Source organism: Pauljensenia sp. 20925_1_25, from assembly GCF_041433955.1.
Taxonomy (GTDB): Bacteria; Actinomycetota; Actinomycetes; order Actinomycetales; family Actinomycetaceae; genus Pauljensenia.
Window position 1 is genome coordinate 1 of sequence record NZ_JAPWCL010000022.1, and the last position, 25,550, is coordinate 25,550.

20 protein-coding genes are annotated in these 25,550 nt (G+C 64.1%); 13 read left to right on the forward strand and 7 right to left on the reverse strand.

From position 1 onward, the window contains the following. Window positions 1–331: 331 nt before the first annotated feature. Complete coding sequence (locus O3932_RS08940) at window positions 332–1,531, reverse strand: acetate/propionate family kinase (protein ID WP_371537840.1); 1,200 nt, start codon at window positions 1,529–1,531, stop codon at window positions 332–334. Window positions 1,532–1,628: 97 nt separating this feature from the next. Continuing rightward, complete coding sequence (pta, locus tag O3932_RS08945) at window positions 1,629–3,107, reverse strand: phosphate acetyltransferase (protein ID WP_314735695.1); 1,479 nt, start codon at window positions 3,105–3,107, stop codon at window positions 1,629–1,631. Between the two features lie 196 nt (window positions 3,108–3,303). Here pta and O3932_RS08950 point away from each other — a divergent pair, with 196 nt between their 5' ends. The 4 genes from O3932_RS08950 to pgi all read left to right on the forward strand — a co-directional run bounded on the left by O3932_RS08950 (window position 3,304) and on the right by pgi (window position 9,338). Then, window positions 3,304–3,573 (forward strand): hypothetical protein, encoded by a 270-nt coding sequence (locus tag O3932_RS08950; protein WP_034505705.1) that lies wholly within the window; start codon window positions 3,304–3,306, stop codon window positions 3,571–3,573. Window positions 3,574–3,741: 168 nt separating this feature from the next. Further along, window positions 3,742–5,073, forward strand: a complete 1,332-nt coding sequence (locus O3932_RS08955; protein ID WP_009649125.1) for a dicarboxylate/amino acid:cation symporter — start codon at window positions 3,742–3,744, stop codon at window positions 5,071–5,073. A gap of 172 nt (window positions 5,074–5,245) precedes the next feature. Continuing rightward, complete coding sequence (locus O3932_RS08960) at window positions 5,246–7,501, forward strand: 6-phosphofructokinase (protein ID WP_371537844.1); 2,256 nt, start codon at window positions 5,246–5,248, stop codon at window positions 7,499–7,501. Between the two features lie 154 nt (window positions 7,502–7,655). Beyond that, the gene (pgi, locus tag O3932_RS08965) at window positions 7,656–9,338 is read left to right on the forward strand and encodes a glucose-6-phosphate isomerase (protein WP_371537847.1); all 1,683 of its coding nucleotides are present in this window, start codon (window positions 7,656–7,658) and stop codon (window positions 9,336–9,338) included. Between the two features lie 143 nt (window positions 9,339–9,481). Here pgi and O3932_RS08970 read toward each other — a convergent pair whose 3' ends face one another. Then, on the reverse strand, window positions 9,482–10,882 hold the full coding sequence (locus O3932_RS08970; protein ID WP_371537850.1) for an endonuclease/exonuclease/phosphatase family protein: 1,401 nt from the start codon (window positions 10,880–10,882) through the stop codon (window positions 9,482–9,484). A 161-nt stretch (window positions 10,883–11,043) separates the two neighbouring features. On the opposite strand from O3932_RS08970, the gene O3932_RS08975 reads away from it, so the two are divergent. Then, a complete protein-coding gene (locus O3932_RS08975; protein ID WP_371537853.1) occupies window positions 11,044–11,862 on the forward strand; it encodes a YhfC family intramembrane metalloprotease in 819 nt (272 codons plus the stop codon). A gap of 309 nt (window positions 11,863–12,171) precedes the next feature. Here the strand turns inward: O3932_RS08975 and O3932_RS08980 are convergent, their stop codons facing one another. Next, window positions 12,172–13,206: a cation diffusion facilitator family transporter gene (locus O3932_RS08980; RefSeq protein WP_371537857.1), complete on the reverse strand. Its 1,035-nt coding sequence runs from the start codon at window positions 13,204–13,206 to the stop codon at window positions 12,172–12,174. Between the two features lie 200 nt (window positions 13,207–13,406). Here O3932_RS08980 and O3932_RS08985 point away from each other — a divergent pair, with 200 nt between their 5' ends. Beyond that, window positions 13,407–14,396, forward strand: coding sequence for a malate dehydrogenase (locus O3932_RS08985; protein ID WP_009057671.1), 990 nt, complete (start codon window positions 13,407–13,409; stop codon window positions 14,394–14,396). A 428-nt stretch (window positions 14,397–14,824) separates the two neighbouring features. On the opposite strand, the gene O3932_RS08990 is transcribed toward O3932_RS08985, so the two are convergent. Beyond that, on the reverse strand, window positions 14,825–15,367 hold the full coding sequence (locus O3932_RS08990) for a GNAT family N-acetyltransferase (protein ID WP_371537859.1): 543 nt from the start codon (window positions 15,365–15,367) through the stop codon (window positions 14,825–14,827). A 75-nt stretch (window positions 15,368–15,442) separates the two neighbouring features. Beyond that, entirely contained in the window at window positions 15,443–16,843 is a 1,401-nt protein-coding gene (locus O3932_RS08995) for a hypothetical protein (protein ID WP_371537861.1), read from the reverse strand. A 564-nt stretch (window positions 16,844–17,407) separates the two neighbouring features. Here O3932_RS08995 and purU point away from each other — a divergent pair. The 7 genes from purU to O3932_RS09030 all read left to right on the forward strand — a co-directional run bounded on the left by purU (window position 17,408) and on the right by O3932_RS09030 (window position 24,982). After that, a complete protein-coding gene (gene purU, locus O3932_RS09000; RefSeq protein ID WP_034505165.1) occupies window positions 17,408–18,262 on the forward strand; it encodes a formyltetrahydrofolate deformylase in 855 nt (284 codons plus the stop codon). Window positions 18,263–18,586: 324 nt separating this feature from the next. Then, window positions 18,587–19,084 carry an adenylyltransferase/cytidyltransferase family protein gene (locus O3932_RS09005; protein WP_371537865.1) on the forward strand — a complete coding sequence of 166 codons (498 nt, stop codon included), beginning with the start codon at window positions 18,587–18,589 and terminating at the stop codon, window positions 19,082–19,084. Beyond that, complete coding sequence (locus tag O3932_RS09010; RefSeq protein ID WP_371537868.1) at window positions 19,081–19,851, forward strand: CDP-alcohol phosphatidyltransferase family protein; 771 nt, start codon at window positions 19,081–19,083, stop codon at window positions 19,849–19,851. The genes O3932_RS09005 and O3932_RS09010 overlap by 4 nt, the downstream gene beginning before the upstream one ends. After that, on the forward strand, window positions 19,844–20,752 hold the full coding sequence (locus O3932_RS09015) for a glycosyltransferase (RefSeq protein ID WP_296505135.1): 909 nt from the start codon (window positions 19,844–19,846) through the stop codon (window positions 20,750–20,752). The genes O3932_RS09010 and O3932_RS09015 overlap by 8 nt, the downstream gene beginning before the upstream one ends. After that, a complete protein-coding gene (locus O3932_RS09020; protein ID WP_009648485.1) occupies window positions 20,749–22,137 on the forward strand; it encodes a membrane protein in 1,389 nt (462 codons plus the stop codon). The genes O3932_RS09015 and O3932_RS09020 overlap by 4 nt, the downstream gene beginning before the upstream one ends. Beyond that, window positions 22,134–23,471, forward strand: coding sequence for a glycosyltransferase family 2 protein (locus O3932_RS09025; protein ID WP_371537871.1), 1,338 nt, complete (start codon window positions 22,134–22,136; stop codon window positions 23,469–23,471). The genes O3932_RS09020 and O3932_RS09025 overlap by 4 nt, the downstream gene beginning before the upstream one ends. Further along, window positions 23,468–24,982 (forward strand): O-antigen ligase, encoded by a 1,515-nt coding sequence (locus O3932_RS09030; RefSeq protein ID WP_009648478.1) that lies wholly within the window; start codon window positions 23,468–23,470, stop codon window positions 24,980–24,982. Before O3932_RS09025 ends, O3932_RS09030 begins: the two co-directional genes overlap by 4 nt. Here O3932_RS09030 and O3932_RS09035 read toward each other — a convergent pair. Continuing rightward, window positions 24,903–25,547, reverse strand: a complete 645-nt coding sequence (locus O3932_RS09035; RefSeq protein WP_034505169.1) for a hypothetical protein — start codon at window positions 25,545–25,547, stop codon at window positions 24,903–24,905. The two genes, O3932_RS09030 and O3932_RS09035, sit on opposite strands and share 80 nt — an antisense overlap. Between the last annotated feature and the right edge of the window lie 3 nt (window positions 25,548–25,550).

Consider the following 25,550-nt stretch of genomic DNA (forward strand, 5'->3'; position numbering starts at 1 on the left):
CAGCCACACACGGGGCACGATGCAGTATTCACAGGAGCGAGGCAAACACGACCAACTAAAAAGTGACTTTCCCGCATCAACAAGCCGAAAAGTCGCCCCTCCAGCAACACTTCATGTCCTATAATCCGCACGTTTCTCCTCACTGAGAGACGCAAAGACCCACGGCGCAACGTGTGCGCCCGTGGGCCCGCGGATTGGCACTCTGCGAGGACCTGCTCGCCGTTACCACTTCTGATCGTAGTCGGTGTGTGGGTGGGAAGTCAACTACGCGACGGATACGCCCGAGGCCGGGGTACCACGTGGGAACCCCGGCCTCGTGATGGCCTGAGAATCAGGCGAAGGTCAGTGCCTGGCGGGCAATCGCCAGCTCCTCGTTGGTCGGGAAGACGTAGATTGTCACCGTCGAGTCGGGGGCGGAAATGACGCGCGGCTCGCCGGAGCGAACCTTGTTCGCCTCGACGTCGATCTTCACGCCGAAGGGGGCGAGGGCCTCGGCCAGCTCGCGACGCACTGCTGCGTCGTTCTCGCCGATGCCAGCGGTGAAGGTGATGACGTCCAGGCCGCCCAGCTCGGCGGAGTAGGACCCCACGTACTTCAGCAGGCGGTTGATGTAGACGTCCATGGCGACGCGGGCGCGCTGCTGAGCCTCGGGGTCCTCATCGTTGTGGATCATGTCCCACACGGAACGCATGTCGGACTCGCCGGTCATGCCCTTCATGCCGGACTTCTTGTTGAAGAGGGTGTCGACCTCGTCGACGCTCATGCCGGCGACGCGCTGCAGGTGGAACACGACGGCGGGATCGATGTCGCCGGTGCGGGTGCCCATCATGAGGCCCTCGAGGGGGGTCAGGCCCATGGACGTGTCGATCGGCTTGCCGTTCTTGACGGCCGACACGGACGCGCCGTTGCCCAGGTGCAGGACGATCTGCTTGAGGTCGTCGCGGCCTTCCAGCTTCGCGATCTCCTGGGAGACGAACTGGTGGGAGGTGCCGTGGGCGCCGTAGCGACGCACCGAATACTTCTCGGCGGTCTCGGTCTCCAGGGCGTACAGAGCCGAGCGAGCGGGCAGCTGCTGGAAGAATGCGGTGTCGAAGACGGCGACGTGGGGGACGTCGGGCATGAGTTCGCGCGCCACGTCGATGCCCTTGAGGTGGGCGGGGTTGTGCAGGGGGGCCAGCGGGCACAGTTCCTCGATGAGGTTGCGGACCTCGTCGGTGATGAGGGCCGGGCCGTCGAAGTAGCGGCCGCCCTGAACGACGCGGTGGCCGACGGCGAGGATGCCGGCTTCGGCCAGGGTCGGACCCTCGGTGTCAAAGAGGCGCAGAACTTCGCGCATGCCGACGGTGTGGTCGGGAACCGGCAGTTCTTCCTCGGTGACGGCGTCGCCGTGCGCGTGCTTAATGAAGCCCATCGGGTCGCCGATGCGCTCAACGAGGCCCTTGGCGATCGCGTCGCCGGTCTCGGGATCGACGAGCTGGTACTTGATGGAGGAGGAACCGGAGTTAATGACGAGAACGGAGGACGAGGTCACGCGTTCGCCTTTCGTGTTGGTGAGATGGAAGAGAGATGTACGAGGCCGGGGCCCGGTCAGCGACAATAGTAACCGGACCCCGGGACCTGGGTCCCGCTCAGCCCTGGGCCTGGACGGCGGTCAGGGCGACGGTGTTGACGATGTCTTCGACGAGGGCGCCGCGCGACAGGTCGTTGACGGGCTTGTTGAGGCCCTGCAGAACCGGGCCGACGGCGAGCGCGCCGGAGGAGCGCTGGACGGCCTTGTAGCCGATGTTTCCGGCTTCCAGCGAGGGGAAGACAAAAACGGTGGCCTTACCAGCGACGTCGGAGCCGGGCAGCTTCTTGGAGGCGACGGCCGCATCGACGGCCGCGTCGAACTGGATGGGGCCTTCGATGGCCAGCTCGGGGGCCTTCTCGCGGGCGAGGCGGGTGGCCTCGACGACGGCGTCAACGTCCGGTCCGGCGCCGGAGGTGCCGGTCGAGTAGGACAGCATCGCGACGCGCGGGGTGACGCCGAACTGGGCGGCGGTGCGCGCGGAGGTCACGGCGATGTCGGCGAGCTGCTCGGGCGTCGGGTTGGGGTTGACGGCGCAGTCGCCGAACGCCCACACGCGGTCCTTCATCGCCATGAGGAAGATGGAGGAGACGACGGAGACGCCGGGGGCGGTCTTGATGATCTGGAAGGAGGGGACGATCGTGTGCGCGGTCGTGTGGGCGGCACCCGAGACCATGCCGTCGGCGTCGCCCATGTGGACCATCATGGTGCCGAAGTAGGACACGTCGGTGACCTTCTTGCGGGCCTGCTCGAGGGTGACACCCTTCTTGGCGCGCAGGCGCGCGAACTCCTCGGCGTAACGCTCGAGGTAGGCGGGGTCGTCCACGGAGACGACCTGGGCGGCGCTCAGGTCGAGGCCGAGCTCGCCGGAGCGCTTGGCGACGTAGTCGGCGTCGCCCACGAAGGTGATGTCGGCGATGCCGGCGGCGAGGACCTGGGCGGCGGCCTGGAGGACGCGGTCGTCGTCGGGTTCAGGCAGAACGATACGCTTGCGGTCGGCGCGGGCGCGCTCGATGAGGTCGGCCTGGAAGGCAAGCGGGGTGACGGCCGTGGGGGTGGCTGCGGCGCGCAGCGTGGCGGCGGCGTCCTCACCCAGGGGCAGGGTCAGGACGGGCACGTCGACCTCGAGTGAGGGGGTGCCACCGGTCAGGATCACGGCGACGACGGAGGCAGCAGCGGCCTCGGCGCGCAGGCGGGCGGCGGCGATTTCCTCGGTGAGCAGCTCGGCGCTGGCGCCCTCGGCGTCGAAGGCGAGGACGACGCCCGCGCGGGTGGAGGCAGCGAGGTTCAGGTTCCAGGCCACGTGATCGAAGGCGCGGTTCGAGGCCTCGCGGGCGGGGGCGATGAGCGCGTCCTCGCCGGCTGCACGGACGGCTTCGACCGCTGCGGGCAGGGCAGAGGCGGGGCGCAGGGCCGCGTCGGTGGCGGTCGTGCCGGCCAGGGCGTTGACGGTGGCGACACCGAGAACGCGGGCCAGCTCGTCAGTGGCGAGGACAGCTGCCTCCGACGAACCGGGGGCGACGACGATGAAACGAGACACTCGAATACTCCTTTGGGACGAGAAAATATGGTGTGGCCGGAAAGCCTTTAGTCCTATCCTAAACCCGCTTGCCGTCATTTTGTGGCACTCTTTCGGCTCGAGGCCGGGGCCGTGGATGCGGGAACAAGGGCAATCGCTGACCGATTGTGTCGGATCGTACGCTAGGGTAGGGGGCGTGGAAAACGAGGAGACAACCGTGCGCGCACGACTGGGTGCGTTTCTCGGCGCTACCCTGAGCGCGGGCGGTGTCCTCGGCGTCATCGCTCTGGCTGTGACGGATCACCGACATCGGGCGGTCATGCTGCTGGTCGCAGTCCTCGTCGGAATGGGGATCGTGCGCCTGTGGACGCCCGGGCGACCCTGGTTTGCCTCACGCGGGCGCCTCGCCGACGCGATTGTGTACGTGATTCTCGCCGCGATTATCTGGTATCTAGCTCCCTTTGTGTCGACGATGGCGGTGCGCTGAAAGCCTGGGGATCGTTGAATCCACGCAGGAAACCACGGCCTCGTCAACAGTGAGTGGGGCGGAGGGGATGCGTGGTGCATATCCCGTATCGTGGTTTCGGATTCAAGAATTCGTAAAGGTCGGGCATTCTATGGGTGACCCATCGTCCCTAATCTCAAGGTGAAACACATGCGCGCGTTCCTGCGTAAGTCCGGAATTCTTGTGTGGGTGATCGCTGCGATCATCCTTGCGACTATCCTTGGATCGATCCGTGTCGGCGGCAACCATTTGGTCCCCGTGGAGATCGGTCGTATCTTCGCGACGTTCTCGGCTATTTTCAGCCAGTTCCTGTCCTTCTCTATTCCGCTGATCATCATCGGCCTCGTGACCCCCGCTATCGCGGACCTGGGCCGCGGTGCCGGCAAGTGGCTGGGCATTACGACGGCGATCGCCTACGGCTCGACGCTCTTCTCGGGCTTCCTGACCTTCCTGGTGTGCGCCTCCCTGTTCCCGCGTCTGCTCGCCTCCACGCAGCTGGCCTCGGTGGCAGAACCCGGTAGCGCGCTGGATTCCTACTTCACGATCGAGATGCCCGCGCCGCTGCAGGTTATGACGGCCCTGCTGCTGTCCTTCGTGGTGGGCCTGGGCCTGTCGATGGTCCCGCGCGGCGTCCTGCGCAAGGGCTTCATCGAGTTCCGCGCCATCATTACGCGCCTCATCGAGACGATCATCATTCCGCTGCTGCCCCTGCACATCTTCGGCATCTTCCTGAATCTGACCTACACGGGCGAGGCCGCCTCCATCATCCGTACCCTGCTGCGTGTCGTGGTCGTGGTCCTGGTCCTCGAGGTCGTCATCCTGCTGACCCAGTTCTGCTTCGCCGGCGTGGTGGCTCGCCGCAACCCCATCAAGGCGCTGCTTACGATGATGCCCGCCTACCTGACGGCGTTGGGCACCTCCTCCTCCGCTGCGACCATCCCCGTGACGCTGCGCCAGACCAAGAAGAATGGCGTGTCCGACGCGGTTGCTTCCTTCACCATCCCGCTGTGCGCCACGATCCACCTGGCTGGCTCAACCTCGAAGATCTTCTCCTTCGCGTTCGCGATTGTCCTGACCCAGGGCCTGACGGTGTCCACCCTCCAGTGGGTCGGCTTCATCTTCATGCTCGGCATCACGATGGTCGCCGCCCCCGGCGTCCCCGGCGGCGCCATCATGGCGGCCACCGGTCTGCTCAGCTCCATGCTGGGCTTCGATGACGCGCAGGTCGCCCTCATGATCGCGACCTACATCGCGTTGGATTCCTTCGGCACCGCCACGAACGTGACGGGCGACGGCGCGATCGCGCTCATTATTGATCGCATGGCGCACGGCTCGATCGGTAACGAGGGCGACCCGGAGAACGCCCGTGAGCTGGCGTTTGACGGCATGGCCTACCTGGACCGCGTGTCGGTCGAGGGCGTTGTCAGCCCCGAGGATCTGGCCGATTCTGCTGCCCGTAACGGTGCGGAAGTCAGCGCGTAAGTCCTGCTCGACGCCCTGTGCGCGCCCGCCGGTTTCGGCGGGCGCGCACTTGTCGTTTCCTCGGTAATTGGGCGTTTGGCCCTAGTGGTCGGAGGCCTATGTCACGTAGAATTGACCACGATAGGCACATCGGGCCACCCGGCCCTCACCGTCAATGAAAGATGGCAGAACAATGAGCACAGTCCGTATCGGTGTCCTCACCTCGGGCGGCGACGCCCAGGGTATGAATGCTACCGTTCGCGCAGTGGTGCGCACGGCTCTGGCCAGGGGAGCGCAGCCCTATGCGATCCTTGAAGGCTGGCAGGGTGCATGCGACGGCGGCGACTCCATTAAGAAGATGGAGTGGTCGGATGTCTCCTCGATCCTCGCCGAGGGCGGCACGGTCATCGGCACGGCTCGCTGCGCTGAGTTCCGTACCTACGAGGGACGCCACCGCGCCGCCGCGAACCTGCTCGAGCACGGTATCGACCACCTCGTCGTCATCGGCGGTGATGGTTCCCTGTCGGGTACGAATGAGTTCCGAGGCGAGTGGCCTCAGCATGTCGCCGAGTTGGTCTCCGAGGGCGTTATTACGCAGGAGTTTGCCGACGCCCACCCGTCGTTGATCATTGTCGGCTTGGTCGGTTCCATCGACAACGACATGGTGGGCACGGACATGACGATCGGTGCGGACACTGCGCTGCATCGCATCCTGGATGCTATTGACCAGCTCACCAGCACGGCGGCCTCGCACCAGCGCACCTTCGTCGTCGAGGTCATGGGTCGCCACTGCGGGTACCTGCCCCTCATGGCTGCGGTCGCGGGCGGTGCTGACTACGTGTTCACACCCGAGGATCCGGCGGGCCAGGGCTGGCAGGACGACCTGGCCGAGCACCTGCGCCTGGGCCGCGAGGCCGGTCGCCGTGAGTCAATTGTTCTCGTCGCCGAGGGCGCGCATGATCGCGATGGAAACGAGCTGTCGACGCAGCTGATTGCGGACACGATCCAAGAGCGCACGGGTGAGGATGCTCGCGTGACGATCCTCGGTCACGTGCAACGCGGCGGTACCCCGTCAGCCTACGACCGCTGGATGTCGACCCTGCTGGGCTACGCGGCCGTCCAGGAGATCCTCGACTCCTCCGCTGAGGACGAGCCCGTCATCCTGGGTGTGCGCCGAAACCGTATTACTCGTGTCCCGCTCATGAAGGCGGTGCGCGACACGCGCGCGGTCAAGGACCTCATCGCCGCGGGCGACTACGCTGCTGCCCAGGCGTCGCGCGGATCCTCCTTCTCCTCGATGGTCGGCATCTACCACCTGCTCTCGACGCCTCCGCAGCTGATTCCCGAACCGACGGGCGATTCGAAGCGTGTCGCGATCCTGCACGCGGGTGGTCTGGCACCCGGCATGAATACGGCGGCCCGCGTCGCCGTGCGCCTGGGCATTGCGCGTGGCTGGACGATGCTGGGCGTCGACGGTTCGTGGAGTGGTCTGGCGGACGACCGCGTGCGAGAGCTGAGCTGGTCCGACGTCGAAGGCTGGGCCTTCAAGGGCGGCGCGGAGCTGGGCACGAAGCGCGATGTCCCGCCGATTGAGCAGTTCTACGCGCTGGGCCGCGCTATCGAGCGCAACGAGATTGACGCGCTGCTGGTGATCGGCGGCATGAACGCCTACCTGGGCGTGCATGCGATCCAGGCCGAGAAGGACCGTTACCCGGCCTTCCGCATCCCGATGCTGCTGATCCCCGCGTCGATCGATAACAACCTGCCCGGCTGCGAGCTCGCGATCGGCACGGACACGGCGATCAACAACGCCACGTGGGCGATCGACCGCATCAAGGAGAGTGCGGCGGCCTCTAAGCGTTGCTTTATCGCCGAGACGATGGGACGCCGCTGCGGCTACCTGACCCTCATGAGCGCGCTGTCCAGTGGTGCCGAGTACATGTACATCAACGAGGAGTCCCCATCCCTCCAGCAGATCGCCGCGGATGCTGATCGGATGGTGAACTCCTTCAAGTCCGGCCGACGCCTCTTCCTGACCCTCGTCAACGAGTCTGCGTCCCGGTACTACGACCGTGAGTTCCTCGCCGACGTGTTCACCGCCGAGTCTGAGGGCATCTATGACGTGCGCCACCAGGCGCTCGGCCACATGCAGCAGGGCGGTGCCCCCTCGCCGTACGACCGTCTGCTCGCCACGCGCCTGATCGCCCGTGCCTTCGATCAGCTTGTCGAGCAGTTCGAATCCGGCGACCGCCGCGCCTACTACATCGGCCAGGTCGGCAACGCCGTCGAGGCGCGCCCAGTCAAGCACATGTTCGACGACCTGGACATCGTCAATCGCCGCCCCTTCCATCAGTGGTGGCTCGACCTCGTCCCGGTCCAGCGCATTGTGTCGCTGCAGAACCCAGGCATCGAGGCAGCCCCCATCCACATCGACGATCCCGTCGAGTAACGGGTCAGTCCCGGGTTTTCCGGGATGAACGAGGCCGTGGTTCCGTGAGCGCTTGCGGGCCACGGCCTCGTCCGTCGTCAGGGAAAACGAGGGTGACCGAGGGCGCATTGACCGCTAAACTGGGAGTCACATATCCCTACTGTCAGGAGCACTCATGAGTGATATCCCCGTGATCGACCCGACGATGACCCCCGCGTGGGACAAGCTCGACCAGCTGGCCGACACCTTTGAACCCGATCTGCGCAAGATGTTTGCGGACGATCCCGAACGCACGAAGAAGTTCACCTTCCAGGCCGCCGACCTGCACGTCGACCTGTCGAAGAACCTCGTGTGCCCAACGCTGCTGGGCCACCTGCTCGCGCTCGCCGAGCAGACCGGTGTGGCGGACCTGCGCGACCGTATGTTTGCGGGCGAGCACATTAACGTCACCGAGGACCGCGCCGTCCTGCATACCGCGCTGCGCCGCCCCACGACCGACTCCCTGACGGTCGACGGCCAGGACGCGATCGCCGACGTGCACGAGGTGCTGGAGAAGGTCTACGCCTTCGCCCGCCGCGTCCGCTCCGGCGAGTGGGTGGGCATCACCGGCAAGCCCGTTAAGACCGTCGTCAACGTTGGCATCGGCGGCTCCGACCTCGGCCCCGTCATGGCGTACGAGGCCCTGAAGCCCTACGTGCAGGAGGGCCTGGAGTGCCGCTTTATCTCCAACATCGACCCCACCGACGCGGGCGAGACCACGAAGGACCTGGACCCCGAGACGACCCTCGTGATCGTCGCGTCCAAGACCTTCACGACGCTCGAGACCATCACGAACGCGAAGGTCGTGCGTGCCTGGCTGCTGGACGGTCTGCGTGAGCGGGGCATCGTCACCGACGAGGCCTCCGAGAAGGAAGCGATCGCCAAGCACTTCGTCGCCGTGTCGACCGCTCTGGACAAGGTTGCCGAGTTCGGTATCGACCCGGACAATGCTTTCGGCTTCTGGAGCTGGGTGGGCGGTCGCTACTCTGTGGACTCTGCCGTCGGCACCTCCCTGGCCGTCGCGATTGGCCCCGAGGGCTTCGCGGACTTCCTCGCCGGCTTTAACGCGATGGATCGCCACTTCGTCGAGACCGAGCCCGAGAAGAACGTGCCCCTGCTCATGGGCCTGCTCAACGTGTGGTACTCGAACTTCCTGGGTGCCGACACGCACGCCGTCCTGCCCTACTCCCAGTACCTGCACCGCTTCCCCGCGTACCTGCAGCAGCTGACCATGGAGTCCAACGGCAAGTCCGTGCGGCGCGATGGCAGCCCCGTCACCTACGAGACCGGCGAGGTCTTCTGGGGTGAACCCGGCACCAATGGTCAGCACGCCTTCTACCAGCTGATCCACCAGGGCACCCGCATGGTCCCTGCCGACTTCATCGCGTTTGCGAACCCGACCTGGGCGCTGGGCGACGGCGACGCCGACATGCATGAGCTGTTCCTGTCGAACTTCTTCGCGCAGACCAAGGCCCTGGCGTTCGGCAAGACCAGCGAGGAGGTGCGCGCCGAGGGCACGCCCGAGGCCATCGTCTCCGCCCGCGTGTTCACCGGCAACCGTCCCACAACGTCGATCATGGCCTCGGCCCTGACCCCGTCGGTCCTGGGTCAGCTGATCGCCCTGTACGAGCACATCACCTTCGTAGAGGGTGCTGTGTGGGGCATCGACTCCTTCGACCAGTGGGGCGTTGAACTGGGCAAGGTCCTGGCCAAGCAGATCCTCCCCGCCATCGAGGGTTCGACCGAGGCCCTGGATGCGCAGGATCAGTCGACCCGCGCTCTCATCGAGTACTACCGCGCGAATCGCACGAAGAAGTAGTTTCCGGCTCTTGTAGCCGCACGTGGGGGCCGCGCCTTGGGGCGCGGCCCCCGTGCCTTCTCTGCAGTGTGGTTGCGTGAATCCCCGAGGCACACAACTGGTGCCTCGGGGTGGAACTATGCCCCGAGGCACCGACAAGCGTGCTACGCCTGGCTTCTCAGGCGAGCACGCTGCCTGGCGAGAAGAAGCGCCCCTCCTGCTCCCACGCCGATGGCGACGCCAAGAAGACCCGAGTGTGCTCCAGAGTTCGCAAGCCTAGGCTCTTCGCCCGACGGGGAAGGTGTCTCTCTCTGGCTCGTGCTCGGGTTCGGTTCGCTCGGGGTGAGCGAGCGCGGGAAACGCAGCTTGGACCACACCAAGCGGTGGTCCGAGGTGGGAAATGGGGCGAGACCGGTCAAGCGGAAAAGCTCGTCGTCGCGTGTCGGCCAGAAGACTCCCGCCTCCTCGACCTGGGTGCCGACATTTGGCAGGACGTAATCAATGCGCAGATTCCCCGGCCGAGGATCGTCACTGAAGTCGCCGGTATCGTAGGCGGGATTCGTCCTATGCGTCAGGTTCGCGCCTCCCTGAAGCTCCGCTTCGCGAGTGCCTCCCAGCGAGGTCGGTGCCGTGTCGACGATCTGCGGGCTGGTCAGCAGCTGATCAATAGCCCCCGGGTACGAGTCCCCGTCGAGTGGATCCGAGTTGTAGTCCCCGAGAATCACGAAGTTGGCGTCCTCGGCCAGGCCTCCCTTCGCTCCGTTGTCGTCATAGAGGTAGTCGGCCCGGTTCGCCACGTAGTCGGCCCACAGGCGGATCTCATCGAAGTTTCGTTTCTTATTACGCTGCTCGGCTCCGTCGAATGACGGCGGCGTCGGGTGTGCCGCCAGCACGTGAATCGTCGTGCCATCAACATCGATCGGCAGGTCCACGTGCGTCTTGGAAGACAGGGGGAAAGCGTTGAGCACCTCGTCGGAGTACCAACTGGTGCCGTCGCTCTTGGTGGGGAGAAGAGCTCCCGGCATGTCCTTCCACAGGAAGTGTTGGAAAGAACGAACCTGGTCGTTCTTAATCGGGTACTTGGAGTAGACAACGAAGCCGTACTGGCCCGGAAACTTGCCGAAGCCCCAGGCGTCGGATGGGCCGGTTGTGCTTCCGTCTCCGTCCAGGTCGAAGCCGCTGGGAACGCCCGTGTTCACCGAACCCGACCAAGAGTAGGGGTAGGACACGGGCTGGGCACCATTGTGTGGGACTTCGAGGTAGTTCGTGCGAAAGAGATCAACCGCGGTAGCGTTGGCCTCGTAGTCGAACTCGTTGATCAGAATGATGTCCGGATCCACCCGCTGAATGGTTTCCGCCACGTTGGATGCCTGGGCGTTGTCCGGCGTGGTGAGGTCGTCGAGTAGCTGCCCCGGCGCCTCTCGGTTGAGGCTGGCGTTGAACGTGGCCACCGTGAGGACATCGGTTGTCGAGGACGGTGCGGACTCGGCGAGCGTGGGTGCGGACGATAGAAAGCACAGGGCAAGGGGGAGACATGCCGCTGTGGCGATCGCGAGGGGCTTCATCGTTGAATCTCCTTCATCACCGTGGGAGTGTGTATGACAGATGATAAATCCTCGGGTGGGCAACACACAAGGATGCGGTGACAGTGGTAAGAGAAAGGGCATAGCATGAGTCATGCGGTTGCTGTTCGACGCAGTCGTGTGAGTATCGAATCGAGGGTTCCATGGTGACAGCGGCTTCCCTGGCATCCATGGGTGTGAGCGCTCTGTCCACGTTTGTTCTGCCGATCATCATCCTCGTTGTCGCTCGGCGCAGATGGGGCTGCTCGCTGTGGTCTGCCGCCGTCGGCGCGCTGGTCTTCGTTGTCTTTGCTCTCCTCCTCGAAGGGGGATTGCACGCGCTGGTCTTCACTGTGCTCCCCAACCTGCCGAGTAAACCGATGCTGTACACGATCTATGCCGCGCTCGCGGCCGGGGTGTTTGAAGAACTCGGCCGAGTCTGTGGATTCGCCGTTCTGCAAGCGAGCGACCGGCGTCCCGATGACGTTGGGCGTGCTCTCGGAGCGGGCATCGGACACGGAGGTATCGAGGCAATACTGCTTGGGGGAGCAGCGATGATCTCTAACCTCGTGATCTCGGTGAGCATCATCAATGCGGGTACGAGCGAGGCTTTCCTCGCTGGCTTGCCCGACGCCCAGCGCGATACCGTGGCCCGCCAGTTCGAGTTGCTCATTAATACGCCCGCGCCGTTCTACCTGCTGAGTATCGGCGAGCGTACCATCGCCATTGCCTTGCACATTGCCCTGTCAGTCTTGGTCTGGATGGCGTTCACTGGGAGGGTTCGCCGCTGGTGGATCCTCGGAGCGATCCTCGCTCACGCCCTGGCAGACGCTGGGGCCGCGCTGTATCAGAGCGGGGTGGTGAGCGTCGTCGTAGCGCAGGGGTGGGCATTGATCGTCACCGTCATTCTTGCACTGACGGTGAGGCGAATGTATGCGTCCACCACAGCGCTGCTCGCTCGCGGAGCTGCGCAGACATCGTGAACGGGCGGCGGGTGGGAGTCTGCCCTCTCACGCGGCAATGTTGCGCACACGGTAGACGATGATGTCGCCAGCACGGCACGCGATCCACGCGCGATCCTTGAGATCGTTCACGAGGCTCTCGTTCCTGTCGAACTTCTTCGCGTAGACCGAGGCCCTGGATGCGCAGGATCAGTCGACCCGCGCTCTCATTGAGTACTACCGCGCGAATCGCACGAAGTAGTCTCTGGCTCTTGTAGCTACGCATCGGGGGATTGGCGGGAGTTAACGCTCCCGCCGCCTCGCTGTTTGTGAGCGGGGACGAGGCCTGGGTTAGTGCTCCATGTGTTCGTGGCTGGCGTGCTCGGGGCACTCGAGCTGGAACGTGGAGTGCGCGATGGGGAAGTGGTGGCACGCGCATTCGCCGAGGGCGTGGACGATGCGGTCGCGGGAGGGGCCGTCGGCCTCGTGCGTGACGGTCACGTGCGCGGTGACGGTCACCAGGTGTGAGGAGACGGCGGCCACGTGCAGGTCGTGCACGTCGATAACGCCGTCAACGCCCATCATGTGCGTGCGCAGCTCGCCCATATCCACGCTGGCGGGCGTCTCTTCCATGAGGATCGCGACAGAGCGGCGTAGGAGCGTGAGCGCTCGCGGGGCCATGAGGACGGCGATGAGGAGCGAGGCGATCGCGTCGGCGCGCGTCCAGCCGAAGGCCCATTCTGCGCCTGCTGCGACGATCACCGCGAGGGAGCCGAGAGCATCGTTTGCGACCTCCAGGAACGCGGCCTTCATGTTGAGGTTCGCGTCGCGCCCGCCCGCCAAGATCAGCAGTGAGACGACGTTCGCGAGCAGGCCGATGATGCCAACGAGGAGCATGGGACCGGCCTCGACGGGCGGGGGAGAGGTGAGACGCCACGCGGCCTCCCACGCGACCATGACGCTGATAATGAGGAGCATGCCGGCCTGCAGGGCGGCGGCCAGGACCTCGGAGCGCGCCCACCCCCACGTGTGCTTCTCGTCGCGTGGGCGGCGCGTCAGGTGTGCCGCGATGAGGGCGACGACCAGGCCGGAGGCATCCACGACCATGTGCCCCGCGTCAGCCGCCAGGGACAAGGAACCGGACCAAAAGGCACCGAGCAGTTCCGCGACGACGACGGTCCCCGTCACTGCGAGCGCCCACCCCAGGCGCGCGGCCGAGGCTCCCGCCGCGTGGGAATGATCGTGCGAGTGGTCACCTTCCGTGCCGCCCGCGGAGTGCGCGTGGTCGTGGGAGTGGGCCACGGCCTCGTCAATGTGGGACGAGGCAGGGGCGGGTTTCTCCGATCCGGTGCCGCCGGGCGGGGGCGAAGAGAAAGTGCGCGACATGTCCTCACTGTACGACCCGAGCGCGCCGATGATACACCCAGCACCGGCCTCGTATGCTGTAGATCACGCGGGTGGGGTGCTCTGTTGGGACTGGGTGCCCGGGTCACACTGTGACGGACAACGTATCCTAGAAGGTAGAGCGCGGGGAATTCCGCGACTGCAAGGGCACAAGCCCATAGGACTGTAAAGGAGCGCCACTCATGGCAGAACCTCGTATCGTCACCGTCACTGGCGCAGCCGGCAACATCGGCTACGCCCTCCTGTTCCGCATCGCTTCCGGCCAGCTGTTCGGCCCGGACGTGCCCGTCAAGCTGAACCTGCTCGAGATCCCCCAGGCCGTCAAGGCCGCCGAGGGCACCGCCATGGAGCTCGACGACTGCGCGTTCCCGACCCTGGCCGGCGTTGAGATCTTCGACGACGTCAACCGTGCATTCCAGGGCACCAACGTCGCGTACCTGGTGGGTGCCATGCCGCGCCGCAAGGGCATGGAGCGCGCCGACCTGCTCGAGGCTAACGCGGGCATCTTCGGCCCCCAGGGCAAGGCCATCAACGACGGCGCTGCCGATGACGTGCGTGTCCTCGTCGTGGGTAACCCCGCGAACACCAACGCCACCATCGCCCAGAACGCTGCGCCGGACGTCCCGGCCTCGCGCTTCACCGCGATGATGCGCCTCGACCACAACCGTGCGATCGCGCAGCTCGCCCACAAGACCGGTGCCGCGAACGCCGACATCAAGGACGTCGTCGTGTGGGGTAACCACTCGGCCGACCAGTACCCGGACGTCTCCTTCGCGAAGGTTGCCGGCAAGCCCGCGACCGAGCTGGTGGACGAAGAGTGGCTGTCCAGCTACTACCGTCCCACCGTCGCCAAGCGTGGCGCCGCCATCATTGAGGCGCGTGGCGCCTCTTCGGCCGCCTCCGCCGCGAACGCTGCGATCGACCACATGTACTCCTGGATCCACGGCACCCCCGAGGGTGAGTGGGTCACCGCCGGTGTCATGTCCGACGGCACGCACTACGGCGTCCCCGCCGGCCTGAACTTCGGCTTCCCCGTCACCTCCGATGGTGGCGAGTGGCAGGTCGTCGACGGCCTCGAGATTTCCGACGCGACCCGCGCCGGAATCGACCACAACATCAAGGCTCTCCAGGAAGAGTACGACGCCGTCAAGGCGCTCGGCTTCATCAAGTGAGGCTACCGCCCTCGTGGCGGTTGGTGGGAAAGGGCGCGCGCCCGGCTGGTTGGCCGGGCGCGCGCCCGCATGTGTGCGGGGTGAGTGATGGCGGGGTTGTATGCGTGATTGTGGTCTGATGCCCACCGCGCTTTGTTGAGCGGCACAGGGGCTAGTCAAGGTATTCGAACTGCAAGAGGTACGCGTCCTTGAAAGAGCTTGTTGTTGATCGGGTCGTGCACCTCATCAGTGGGCATTGCACCTGTTCCGACCGGGTGTAATGCTCCCTATAGGGTGCAGCACCGACAAAGTCGCATGCAATTCCACCACAAGTATTTCAGATTTTGAAACCGAACCGTTGGAATCATGCGGTTTCTGAGGTGTCGTCAATCTGTGTCGGCGGGGAATTGCATGCGAAAGTGTGGGACGCATCTGCGGCCGGCTGGGCGTTACGACCGTGAGGTGCTGTCGCGTGGTGGCTCTTTGATCCAGTCGTAGGCGATGCGCTGCGTGCCGTTTGCGACGGTGATCGTTCCGCACTCTTGGAATCCGAAGGACTCGAGCGCGCGCCGCATCGGTGTGTTGTTCTCATGGGTGTCGCAGCGCAGATAGTCAGCGTGCTCAGCCGCGAACGTGAAGATCATTCGAGCAACACCTTGTCCTCGCACCGCAGCCACGCGGTGAATCACGTGGTAGTTGGTGTCGGAATGCCACGCGCCGACAATCTTGGCGTAGGTCTCGTCTGGCCCGGGAGCGAAAGAAAAGACGGCGAGTGGCCCCTCGTCGTCGTACACAAGGAAGCAGTGTTCGCACGCGATGTCTTCCGCAGCGTCAATCCGGCCCGGGTATCCGTCGGGCCACTGAGTCGCATTCCCATTCGCCTGCATGAACGCCCGGGCACGGTCATACGCGCCCGTGATTAAGTAGAGCTTATTATCCGAAGCTCGCCTAATCTGCGGGATGATGATTAACTGGTTCTGAATATGCAACATAGTGTTGGTTGCATGCGGACATATGATAAGTTGCCTTAATTCATGAGTGGACCTGATGTTGTATATAATGGTGAATTACCAGTTCTCTTCCTGCCTGTCGTGTAGTGTTTGAGCTTCGGGCGAGGGGGCGTATGTGCAATCGAAGAATTCAAAGTTCCATGGAGCGTCTTTGGTGCACTCCGCCTCATCGGCTTGGGTAATTTCACATCTGGTAAAATTCATGCTCGGAATTGTCTGCCCCGTGATGCGGCCGATTCTTCCAAAAATGCAGTTTGTGAAGTAAAGCTTGGTTGTGTGTTCCTGGTGGAATGAATTGAAGTTGAATGAAATTGTTGCCCAGGTGTAGTTGGCTGGGGGCTCGGATATTTTTCCTTCGTCAAAAAAAGTAGTGTCGGCGTCCTTGGTAGCCTCCTGTGATTGATGCTGTGTACTTTTTCCTCTTAGGAAGTTGCAGGCTTTGAAGTAAAGGTTGGAGGCGTTTGTGGAAGTTCCTTTTGGAGTGATCTGATGTGTCACGTCCCCGAAAATGCAGATTGAAATATTTTCAAATTGTGAAGAAGCAAGTTTTGTGGGGAAGTTGTCTTGGTGTAGTACTGGTTTCTCGTTATTAGTGCCCTTCGGTTGCCCTGTTACTGCGAGCTGGGAATGGAAGGTGGCATATTTCCATAGCAATGTCGCCTTTTGAAAAATCTCCAAATTCACCTTATGATTGAAAGTTGAATGATTGAAGTGAATCACTGAACTACTTGTAAAGTTGGTGATTGAAATGGAGGTGAGGAATGTGATGTCTGTTAAGTTGATTGACGTTCCGTCCCAGTAGCCTTCGAGGTTGGTGTTGATTCGTTCAAGGATGTTGTTCAGTATTAGGTTCTGCAATTCTCCCCTCTCGTTTTCATTTTCAAAATTGTTGGGAAGGGGGTCTCCTAAGTATCTTATGTGTGCGCAAAGTGCCCTGAGGATGGCGCTGTTTAAGATTCGTGTCGTGTTCGATTCTTTTTGCTTACTTCTATTAAGCTGGTCTGCGAGTTCGAAGTATCTGCAGATTCCTTCGTATTGATCATAATATGAATTTGCGGAGAGGAGTTTGTGCGCGGTATTGCGCATGTGCCAGAGAGTCTCAGTAGCTCTTTCTAGTTCGCGAGTCGCATTGTCGCTGCTCCTCTGTTGCCAGGCGGAGAATGCGAGGCCTGCGCCGGTGATCGTCATGCAGAGTTGCATCGCTTTGGATGATGGCCAATGAGGTTGGCCTCCCCAGATGATTGCGAAGATGAGACTCGGGCCAAAAAAGATGGCTGCTACGAGCAGTGGGGTCCACCACTTCATTAGGCAGGGGGGCATGGGGTTTAGTCGTGCAGGTTCTTCCTCTTCCTGTTTGCAGCGCTTCCAGAACTTCAATCTCTCGAGGAAGTTCTTTTGTTTCGAGGTGTTCTCTTCTGCCTCGTTAGTGCTCTTGTGCTCATAGTCGGCGGGGACCATGCTGGCTCCTTTGCTCTGGGTTCACTGCTTCGCATCGTAGCAGCCTGTCCAGGCAGATAGTCTCGCAACGAACGCTAAGGCGGCATGAGTGTCAAGCGAATACCCTGTCGGGAGTCGCAGCGTCGCAGTTCTATGGTGTGGTGTGTGGCAACCGATCCCGATGGATGGTGCCCTGGGTCTGTCACCCGGAGCGCTAACCCGCTGTTCCGCACCTTAACCCCCTGTTCGGTACGTGGGCGAGGCTGCCCACACTCGGAATAGCGGGTTAACGTGCGGATTGAAGGGGCAAGGCCACCGCCGGCGCGTGAAATTGGCCGTTAGCCCTGGCTGTTCGTAAAACGTGTGTGAAACCGTGGCGGTGCCCGCTCAGGCAGTAGCCCACCAAGCAACAACGCAACCCCGACCGCAACAATGCAACCCCGCCCAGCAATAACCCCGACCGCAACAACGCCCACAACGATGCAGCCTCGCCCCGCAACAAACCCACCCCGCAACCCCGTGGCATCTCCCGCAAAGCGTGCCCCGGCCTCGTTGCAGGGTATGAACCTGGCTAGACTGGCTCCCATGACTGAAAACGCGCAGCTTGTTGTGACCCTGTCCTGCCCGGATCGCCCCGGCATCGTGCACGCCGTCACGGGCGTGATCGGCGAGTCCGGCGGCAACGTCATCCAGTCCCAGCAGTTCGGCGACCCCGACACGGGCACGTTCTTCATGCGCGTTGAGGTGGACTCCCCGAAGGGCCGCGCGCCCATCGACGATGGCCTGGCCCGCGTCGCTGAAGAATTCGGCGCAACCTACCGCGTCGACGACCTAGGCCGCAAGCTGCGCACCATCATCATGGTGTCGCGCGAAGGCCACTGCCTGACCGACCTCCTGTACCGCCAGCAGACGCAGGGCCTGCCCATCGACGTGATCGCGGTCGTCGGCAACCACCCGGACCTGGCACCCGTCGCCCAGTTCTACGGCGTCCCCTTCCTGAACATCCCCGTCACGAAGGACACGAAGGCCCAGGCGGAGCGCCAGCTCCTCGACCTGATCGCCTCCGAAAAGGTGGAACTCGTCGTCCTGGCCCGCTACATGCAGATCCTCTCCGACCAGGTCTGCCGCGCCATGCAGGGCCGCGTCATCAACATCCACCACTCGTTCCTGCCGTCCTTCAAGGGCGCGCGCCCCTACGCGCAGGCCCACGATCGCGGCGTCAAGCTGATCGGCGCGACCGCGCACTACGTGACCGCCGACCTTGACGAGGGGCCGATCATCGAGCAGGACGTCACCCGCGTCTCCCACGCCGACTCCACGCCGGACATGGTGGCGCTCGGCCAGGACGTGGAGCGGCGCGTCCTCGCCCAGGCCGTCCGCTTCCATGCGGAGCGGCGCGTCCTCATGAACGGCAACCGCACGGTTGTCTTCTCACGCTGACGTCGGGTGCTCGGGGTGTCAAACACTGACCCGGCGCTCCGCTGAGGTGCGGTGCCCACCGACGAGGCCGTGGCTGGCTCTCGCGGTGGGCACCCTCTATCTGCGCGTATGTCAGTCGCAGCGCCGTGAAAGTGTCGCGTGAGGGCCTCCCGGCGTGTCGCGTCCTGTAACAAGAAAATGTGTGGCCAGGCGGTCATATTTGCCCATGATCATGCGCTTCCGCGAATGTGTTTGTCACTTTGCCTGCAACGCTGAGACGTGATCTTTCGGTCATTTAGCGGGTAAGCGTCGCGTTGACCGTCTGATAAATGGCACACTTGTTACGTGGACGAAACGACTCAGCAACACGCTCCTGTCACCGGCTACGTTCCCGGTGGTTTTGACATGTTCCATCAGGGACACCTCAACATCCTGCGCGCCGCCCGCGAGCGCTGCGATCGTCTGGTCGTCGGCGTGACCTCTGACGAGGCGCTGATCCGCATGAAGGGCCGTGCGCCCGTTATTCCGCTGAAGGAGCGCTGTGACCTCGTGTCGTCGCTGCGTTTCGTGGATGCGGTGGTCGTGGACCTGGATCAGGATAAGCGCCTGGCGTGGCGGCTCCAGCCTTTCGACGTGCTCTTCAAGGGCGATGATTGGAAGGGCACTCCTAAGGGCGCTCAGCTTGAGGCGGAGATGGCGGAGGTCGGCGCGCGCGTCGTCTATCTGCCGTACACGCCGTCGACGTCGTCGACGAAGCTGCGCCGCTTTATCGCGCCTGAGGACTTTAGTGACGAGGCCTCGGCTGACAAGTCCGACAAGGCGACGGAAGGGGGGCAACAGTGAGCCTCCCCGTGGTGCTTGAGCCGGGTGCTTCGTGGGGTACTCGCTTCACGACGTATCGTGCGGCCCTGGCCGCTGCGCAGAAGCCGGGCGCGGGTGTTCCCGCGTACATGCGCTGGGTGAACCGTGGGGCTGCGCGCGTCGTGGCGGCCGCCTGCGCGGCTTTCGGCTGGACTCCGAATTTCGTCAGTTTCATTTCGGTGTGCTTCTCGACGCTCGGTCTCATCGTCCTTGTCGCGCTCGAACCTGCGTGGTGGACGGGTCTGATCGTGGGCACGTCCCTGGCGGTCGGTTTCATGTTTGACTCGGCGGACGGCCAGGTGTCGCGCGTGACCGGTGCGTCGTCGAAGACGGGGGAGTGGGTGGACCACGTGGCGGATGCGTTCCGTTCCCCGGCGATTCACTTCTGCACGGCGGCTGCCGTTATGGTGTACCGCCCCGAGTCCTGGTGGCTCGCTATTGTCGCCCTCGTTTACGGGTGGGTGACGTCGGGTCAGTTCATGAGCCAGATTCTCGCCGAGCAGTTCGTGCGCGCCGCGGGGCGCAAGCAGACCCGTGGTGGCAACCTGCGTTCGTTCATCCTGCTGCCCACCGACCCGGGCGTCGTGTGCTGGACGTTCGCGCTGTGGGGCCTCGGCGCGCCTTTCATGGTGCTTTACACTTTCCTGGCTGTGGTCGCCGTCGCGCACTCGTCGATGTCGCTGCGTCGCCGTTACCGCGACCTGCGCGCCCTGGATGCCGCGGCGAAGCAGGGGGACGGTCATGCCTGAGCTCTCCGTCATCCTGCCCGCGCGTAACGCTGCGGGCACGATTGCGCGCGCCGTGGCTTCGACCCTGGCGGCCATGCCGACGGACTCGGAGTTGGTCGTCGGCAATGATTCGTCGTCGGATTCGACGGTCGGCGAGGCCATCCGCGGCGCGTCGCGCGGGGGAGTGGTCGATCCTCGCTTGCGCATCGAAGACATTACCCCGGGTGAGGGCGGCGTCTCGCGCGTCCTCACTCAGCTGATGGAGCGCACCGATTCGCGCCTGGTTGGCCGCATGGACGCCGATGATGTCTCCCTGAAAGGGCGCTTCAAGCGCACGATGCGCGCCATTGAACGTGGCGACGACATGGTTTTCACGCAGATGATCGAGTTGCGCGGCTCTCGTCCGGTGCCGCGCATGCCCTATGAGATCACGCCCGAGGACATGGGCTGGCATCTGCTGCTCACCAACCCTGTGTGCCACCCGACCATGCTGGCGACGCGCGAGATCATTGACCGTGTCGGCGGTTACCGCGCTGTTCCCGCTGAAGACTATGACCTGTGGATGCGCGTTGCGTCCGCGGGTGGTCGTATTCGTCGCCTGGCCGCCTGGGGCTTGCTGTATCGGATCCACCCCGGGCAGGTGACGGGAAATAAGGCGTGGCGCTCGGACTCGTGGAAGAATCCGGATCAGGCCCAGGCTTTCGCCGAGCTGTCGGCGCATCTGACGGGCCAGGAGCTGCCGCGCCTCGTCTCCCTCGTTTCTCTTCCTCGTGACAAGGCCGAGCGTGAGCTTGAGCGCTTCGTGCAGGTCTACACTCAGGGGGTTGCATCTCGACCCGCAACGTCCCGCCGCGTCCTCGAACGTCGGCTGAATGCGCGCGCCGCGTGGGTGCGCTCGAACCTTCAAGGAGAACACTCATGATCCTCACCCCTCCGCCGACTGGCGGCCAGCAGATCCTGCGTCACGCCCTGGGGCGTCGCTGGAGGACGATCGCTGCGGGGACTGTGTTTGGCATGCTTCTTGGTGTTGGCGCCGCCTTCGTGATACCTGTCACGCATTCCGCGACGGTGTCGATGACTGTGACGTCGCCGACGCTCACGCCTGCGCCCGCGATTCGTGCGTCGCTGTCGAACACGACGGACATGGTGACTGAGCAGGGAATCGCGAAGTCCGCCGCCGTCCTGGACGCCGCGGCCGCGACCATCGGCGGCGGGGCGACCGCTGACGAGCTGCGCGAGAACATGGAGGTGTCGGGCGACACGAATGGCACGATCGTCAAGATCGAGTACTCCGCGCCTACCCGCGCCGAGGCCGTCAAGGCCGCTGACGCGATCTCGGACGCCTATCTCAAGGAGCGTACGGCCCTCGTCGAGCAGCGCGCGAACGAGATGGCCTCCGCCGTGAACGAGCAGATTGCCACCTTGGAGGCCGAACTCAAAAGCCTGAACCCCGTCGTGGATGAGGACGGCGACGTCGTGAGCACTAACCCGCGCGCCAAGGAGCTGACCGAAGACATCAACAAGCTGAAGGAGCAGGCCGCGACGCTGGAGCCCTACCACGCCACCGCCGGCCTCGTCATCACGAGTGGCGATGCTTCGACTGACACGGTTGAGCCCGCGAAGTCCCGCCTGATCCTCATTTTCACGGTCGTCGGTCTGTTCGCTGGCCTGGTGCTGATGCTTCTGCGTGAGACGCGCGCTCGTACCCTCGATTCGCCCACGCAGCTGGCTGACCTGACGGCCCTGCCCGTGTGGAGCGCCGAGGAAGGCGCGCCCGAGCCGTGGCTCGCTCCCACCCGTATGCTCGCGATGGCGATTGATCGCGACCACTGGGTCGACCTCATTACTGACGCCTCCGACGCGGAGTCCCGTCAGCTGCACCGCGTCCTGTCGCGTTCGCTCGCCGAGACTCGTGTGCCGACGCCTCGCCTGATCGACATCTACCAGCCCCTGGCCTCCCTGCTTGACGAGGTCCGTCCTTCCCGCCACGTGCTCATCGCCGTGCGTAAGGGCCACGACCTCAAGGAGCTGCACGCCCTCCTCAACGAGCTGGCCATCATCAACCGCGAGGTGAACGGCATGCTCTACCTGGATGGCACGGTGACGGCCGGGGCCGAGGACCTGGCTGAGCCTGCGCCCGTCGCTCAGGTGATCGAACCCACGGACGAGGTCGTGGCGGACCCGTCCCCGGAAGAGACGGCTATCCTGCGCAAGGTCGAAGTCAGCTCCGAGCCGACCCCCAAGAAGACGTCGGACAACAAGGCGTCCAAGAAGAACGACTCCACCGATTCGAAGGATAAGAAATGAGTGCCGAGGAGACCCTGATGGTCGACGATCAGGCAGCGTCCATCTGGCACGTTGACCGCACCGCCCGCGTCACCCAGCTGATTTCGGGTGACCCGAAGGACCCCCGCGCGCTCGTTCTCGTGCGCGACAATGGGCGTAACTCTGACTTCATTGAGATTGAGGGGACGGCTCACCCCGAGTACTCGGCGCGCGTCGCCGCAGTCGAAGCTGCGTCCCCGCGCGGATGGGAAGAAGGTGCCGGCGCGAAGGTCGACGCCACGGTCATCATGTGCACGGTCGGCTCCTGCGACATGCTCGAGGCTGCGGTGCGCGCGATTCTGGCCCAAAAGCATCATCGCTTCACCCTGGTCGTCGTGGATAACGCCCCCGAGACCGGCCAGACACGCGAGAAGCTCGCGAGTATCGACGACACACGCATGACCATCGTGTCCGCCTCGCGTCCCGGCCTGTCGCGCGCCCGCAACCGCGGCGTGCTGGCCGCCCGCGGCGAGGTCATCGTCTTCACCGACGACGACGCGATCGTCGACCCCAACTGGCTGACCGCGATGATCGACCCCTTCACGGCATCGCCGTACGTAGCTGCCACCACCGGCATCGCCCTGCCGCTGGAGGAACGCTACAAGCCTCAGCGCTGGTTCGAATCGCGCGGTGGCTTCCCCAAGGACATGAAGCCCCGCGTGTGGTGCGCGGGCGACATGCCCGAGGGCCTGGAGGTGCTGGGTGAAAAGGGTGAAGGAGGCCCGCTCTTCCCGATCACGACGGCTCGCGTGGGGGCCGGCGTCTGCATGGCCATGCGTCGCGACGTCCTCATGGAGGTCGGCCCCTTCGACCCCGCGCTCGGCGCTGGCACCTCGACGCGAGGTGGCGAGGACCTCGACATGTTCGCGCGCATCTTGGCCACAGGCGACGTCATCATCCACACGCCTGACGCTCTCGTGCACCATCGTCACCGCGTCGACGAGGCCGGCCTGGATAAGCAGATTCGCGGCAACGGCTCCGGCATGGCCGCTCTGCTGACGAAGGCCATCATCGAGAAGCCCTCGGTCCTGTGCACCCTCGTGGGACGCATTCCCGGAATCCTTAAGCGCATCAAGCCCGGCGGTGCCCGCGTGGCCGGCCGTGATGACGATACGCCCGGTTCGCTCACCAGGTCCGAAATCAAGGGCTTCCTGGAGGGCCCCTTCCTCTACCTGTCTTCGCGCAAGCGCAACAGGCTCGCCCCGCTCCACCCGGCTGACGAGCCGGCGGCCGACGCGACCGCGCAGAACAACGCTGACGCAGCCCCGGCCTCGTCCGAGGAACGTGGCACTCCTGAAGGGAACACGAGCGCGTGAGTTGGGGCCGCGGAATCTGGAGGAAGCCGCCACCGGCGCGCATCGGGCCGCTGCGGGAGGACGCGCAGGACCTGCCGGCGTGGCCCTTCGTCGCGGCCTACTCGATGTACCTGCTGTGGTGGGTCCTGGGCTCCGGCGACCTGATGTGGCCGTTCTTCGGAATCATCATGCTCGTGCTGATGCTTGGCCGAAGCGGTCTGCGTTTCCCGCCCGGAACGATCATCTGGATGTTTTTCCTGGCGTGGGTGTTGGCGTCTATGTCGATGCTCGACTCGGGCGGGCGCGTCATTGGTGCGTTCTACCGCTTCCTGCTCCAGCTCGCTCCCGGTATCTTTGCGGTCTACGCGTACAACGCGCGTAAGACGCTGAGCGTGCGTGTCATCGTGGGCACGATGTGGGGTTTCCTCCTGTCGACCACGATTGGTGGCTTCATCGCCATGGCGTGGCCCGAGCTGCGCTTCAAGACGCTCATGTACTACCTGGTGCCGAAGCCCCTGCATGCCAACGACTTCGTCAAGGAGTTCACGAAGCGCGCCACTACCCAGTGGAACCCGTCGTCGTGGATTCTGTCCGACCCGCGTCCCTCCGCGCCGTTCATCTACGCGAATACGTACGGCAACGTGTACTCGATGATCTTCCCGCTCGCGCTGATTTTTGCGTACGTGCTGTGGCGCGAGCGCTCGACATATCGTTTCATCGTTGTTGGCGTGTGCGCGCTGTCGATCATCCCGGCGGCAGCAACGCTCAACCGCGGCATGTATATCGGCCTCATCGTCATCGTGACGTGGGTCGGTTTCCAGCGCCTGCGCGCCGGGGCGTGGCGCACCGTTGTGGGCATCATTGGGGCCCTCGTCGTCGCTGTGGTGGCCTGGCTATCCACGCCCGCCTCGAAGTCCCTGTTCGACCGTCTCCAGGAATCCTCCTCAACCGCGGACCGTGCGTCGAACTACCTGGAGACCCTCGACGAGCTTGCTGAATCGCCGTTCCTGGGATTTGGTGCTCCTCGCCCCTCGGCGTCGTCCTGGCTGCCAGCCTTGGGCACCCAGGGCCAGTTCTGGACCGTCATCTTCTCCTACGGCCTCGTTGGCATTTTCCTGTTCATCCTGTTCTTCCTACGCATGTTCCCGCGCATCTGGCGGGCCAAGGATGTCTACGGTTCGATCCTGGGCGGCATCATGCTGGCCACCCTGGTCGAGCAGTTCTACTACGGCATGAACACGGGCCTGATGCTCTCGGTCGTCGCTGCCGCCTTGCTGTCGCGTCACCTGGAAGAAGAGAATGACCCGCTGCGCGTGGCCGCCGTACAAGCCGGTACACCCACGCCCGGTTCCGTTGCTGGTACGGTCCGCGCCGCGGCCCCCGTGCGTCTGGGCGAATGGGGAAGCCCCGCCGCGAACGACGGGGCTTTCTCCACTCGGATGCTCGAACGACTCAACAGGTCGGGTCGTCGGGGAAGGAGACACCGGAGAGCTTCCAGTTCTGACCATCCTTCACAAACTGAAAGTATGTGAGGGCGCGGGTCATGGTCGTGTCGTCCGTCAAAGACGTCCCCGCGTCGTTGAGGATGCGCACGGAGGAGGAGTCCACACAGGCCGACACGGTGAGGTTTCCGGCACCGTCATCGGCGATGACCTGCGGGTTTTCGACAGTTGGCGTGCCCTCGGAGTGCAGGCCTTCCTTCGCCCATTCGACAGCCTGCGCATCGAATTCTTCGAGCGCGGACTCGGTGAGCACGGAAGACAGGTCGGTCGCCTGGGCCTGCTCGGGATCGGTGTACGCGTCGTACAGGGTTGTCAGGATGTACGAGGCCTGGTCGCCAGCCTCGGTGGCCGTCTCCATCGCGCCGTTTGCGTTGGCGGGACCCGCCGACTGCGGCGTGATGGTCTTGGCGATGGATTGCGGGGCGTCGGATTGGCCGGGACCCACGCTCTGCACGCCGGAGGCTGCGGTGGTCTCAGTGTCGGAAGAGCCCGTCAGGCGCAGCACCACGACGATGACGAGCGCGATGACCAGGAGGATCGCTGCTGCCACGAGGCCCTTCTTGCGGGTGGGGGAGAGAGAGTTGATGAAGTTCATGTG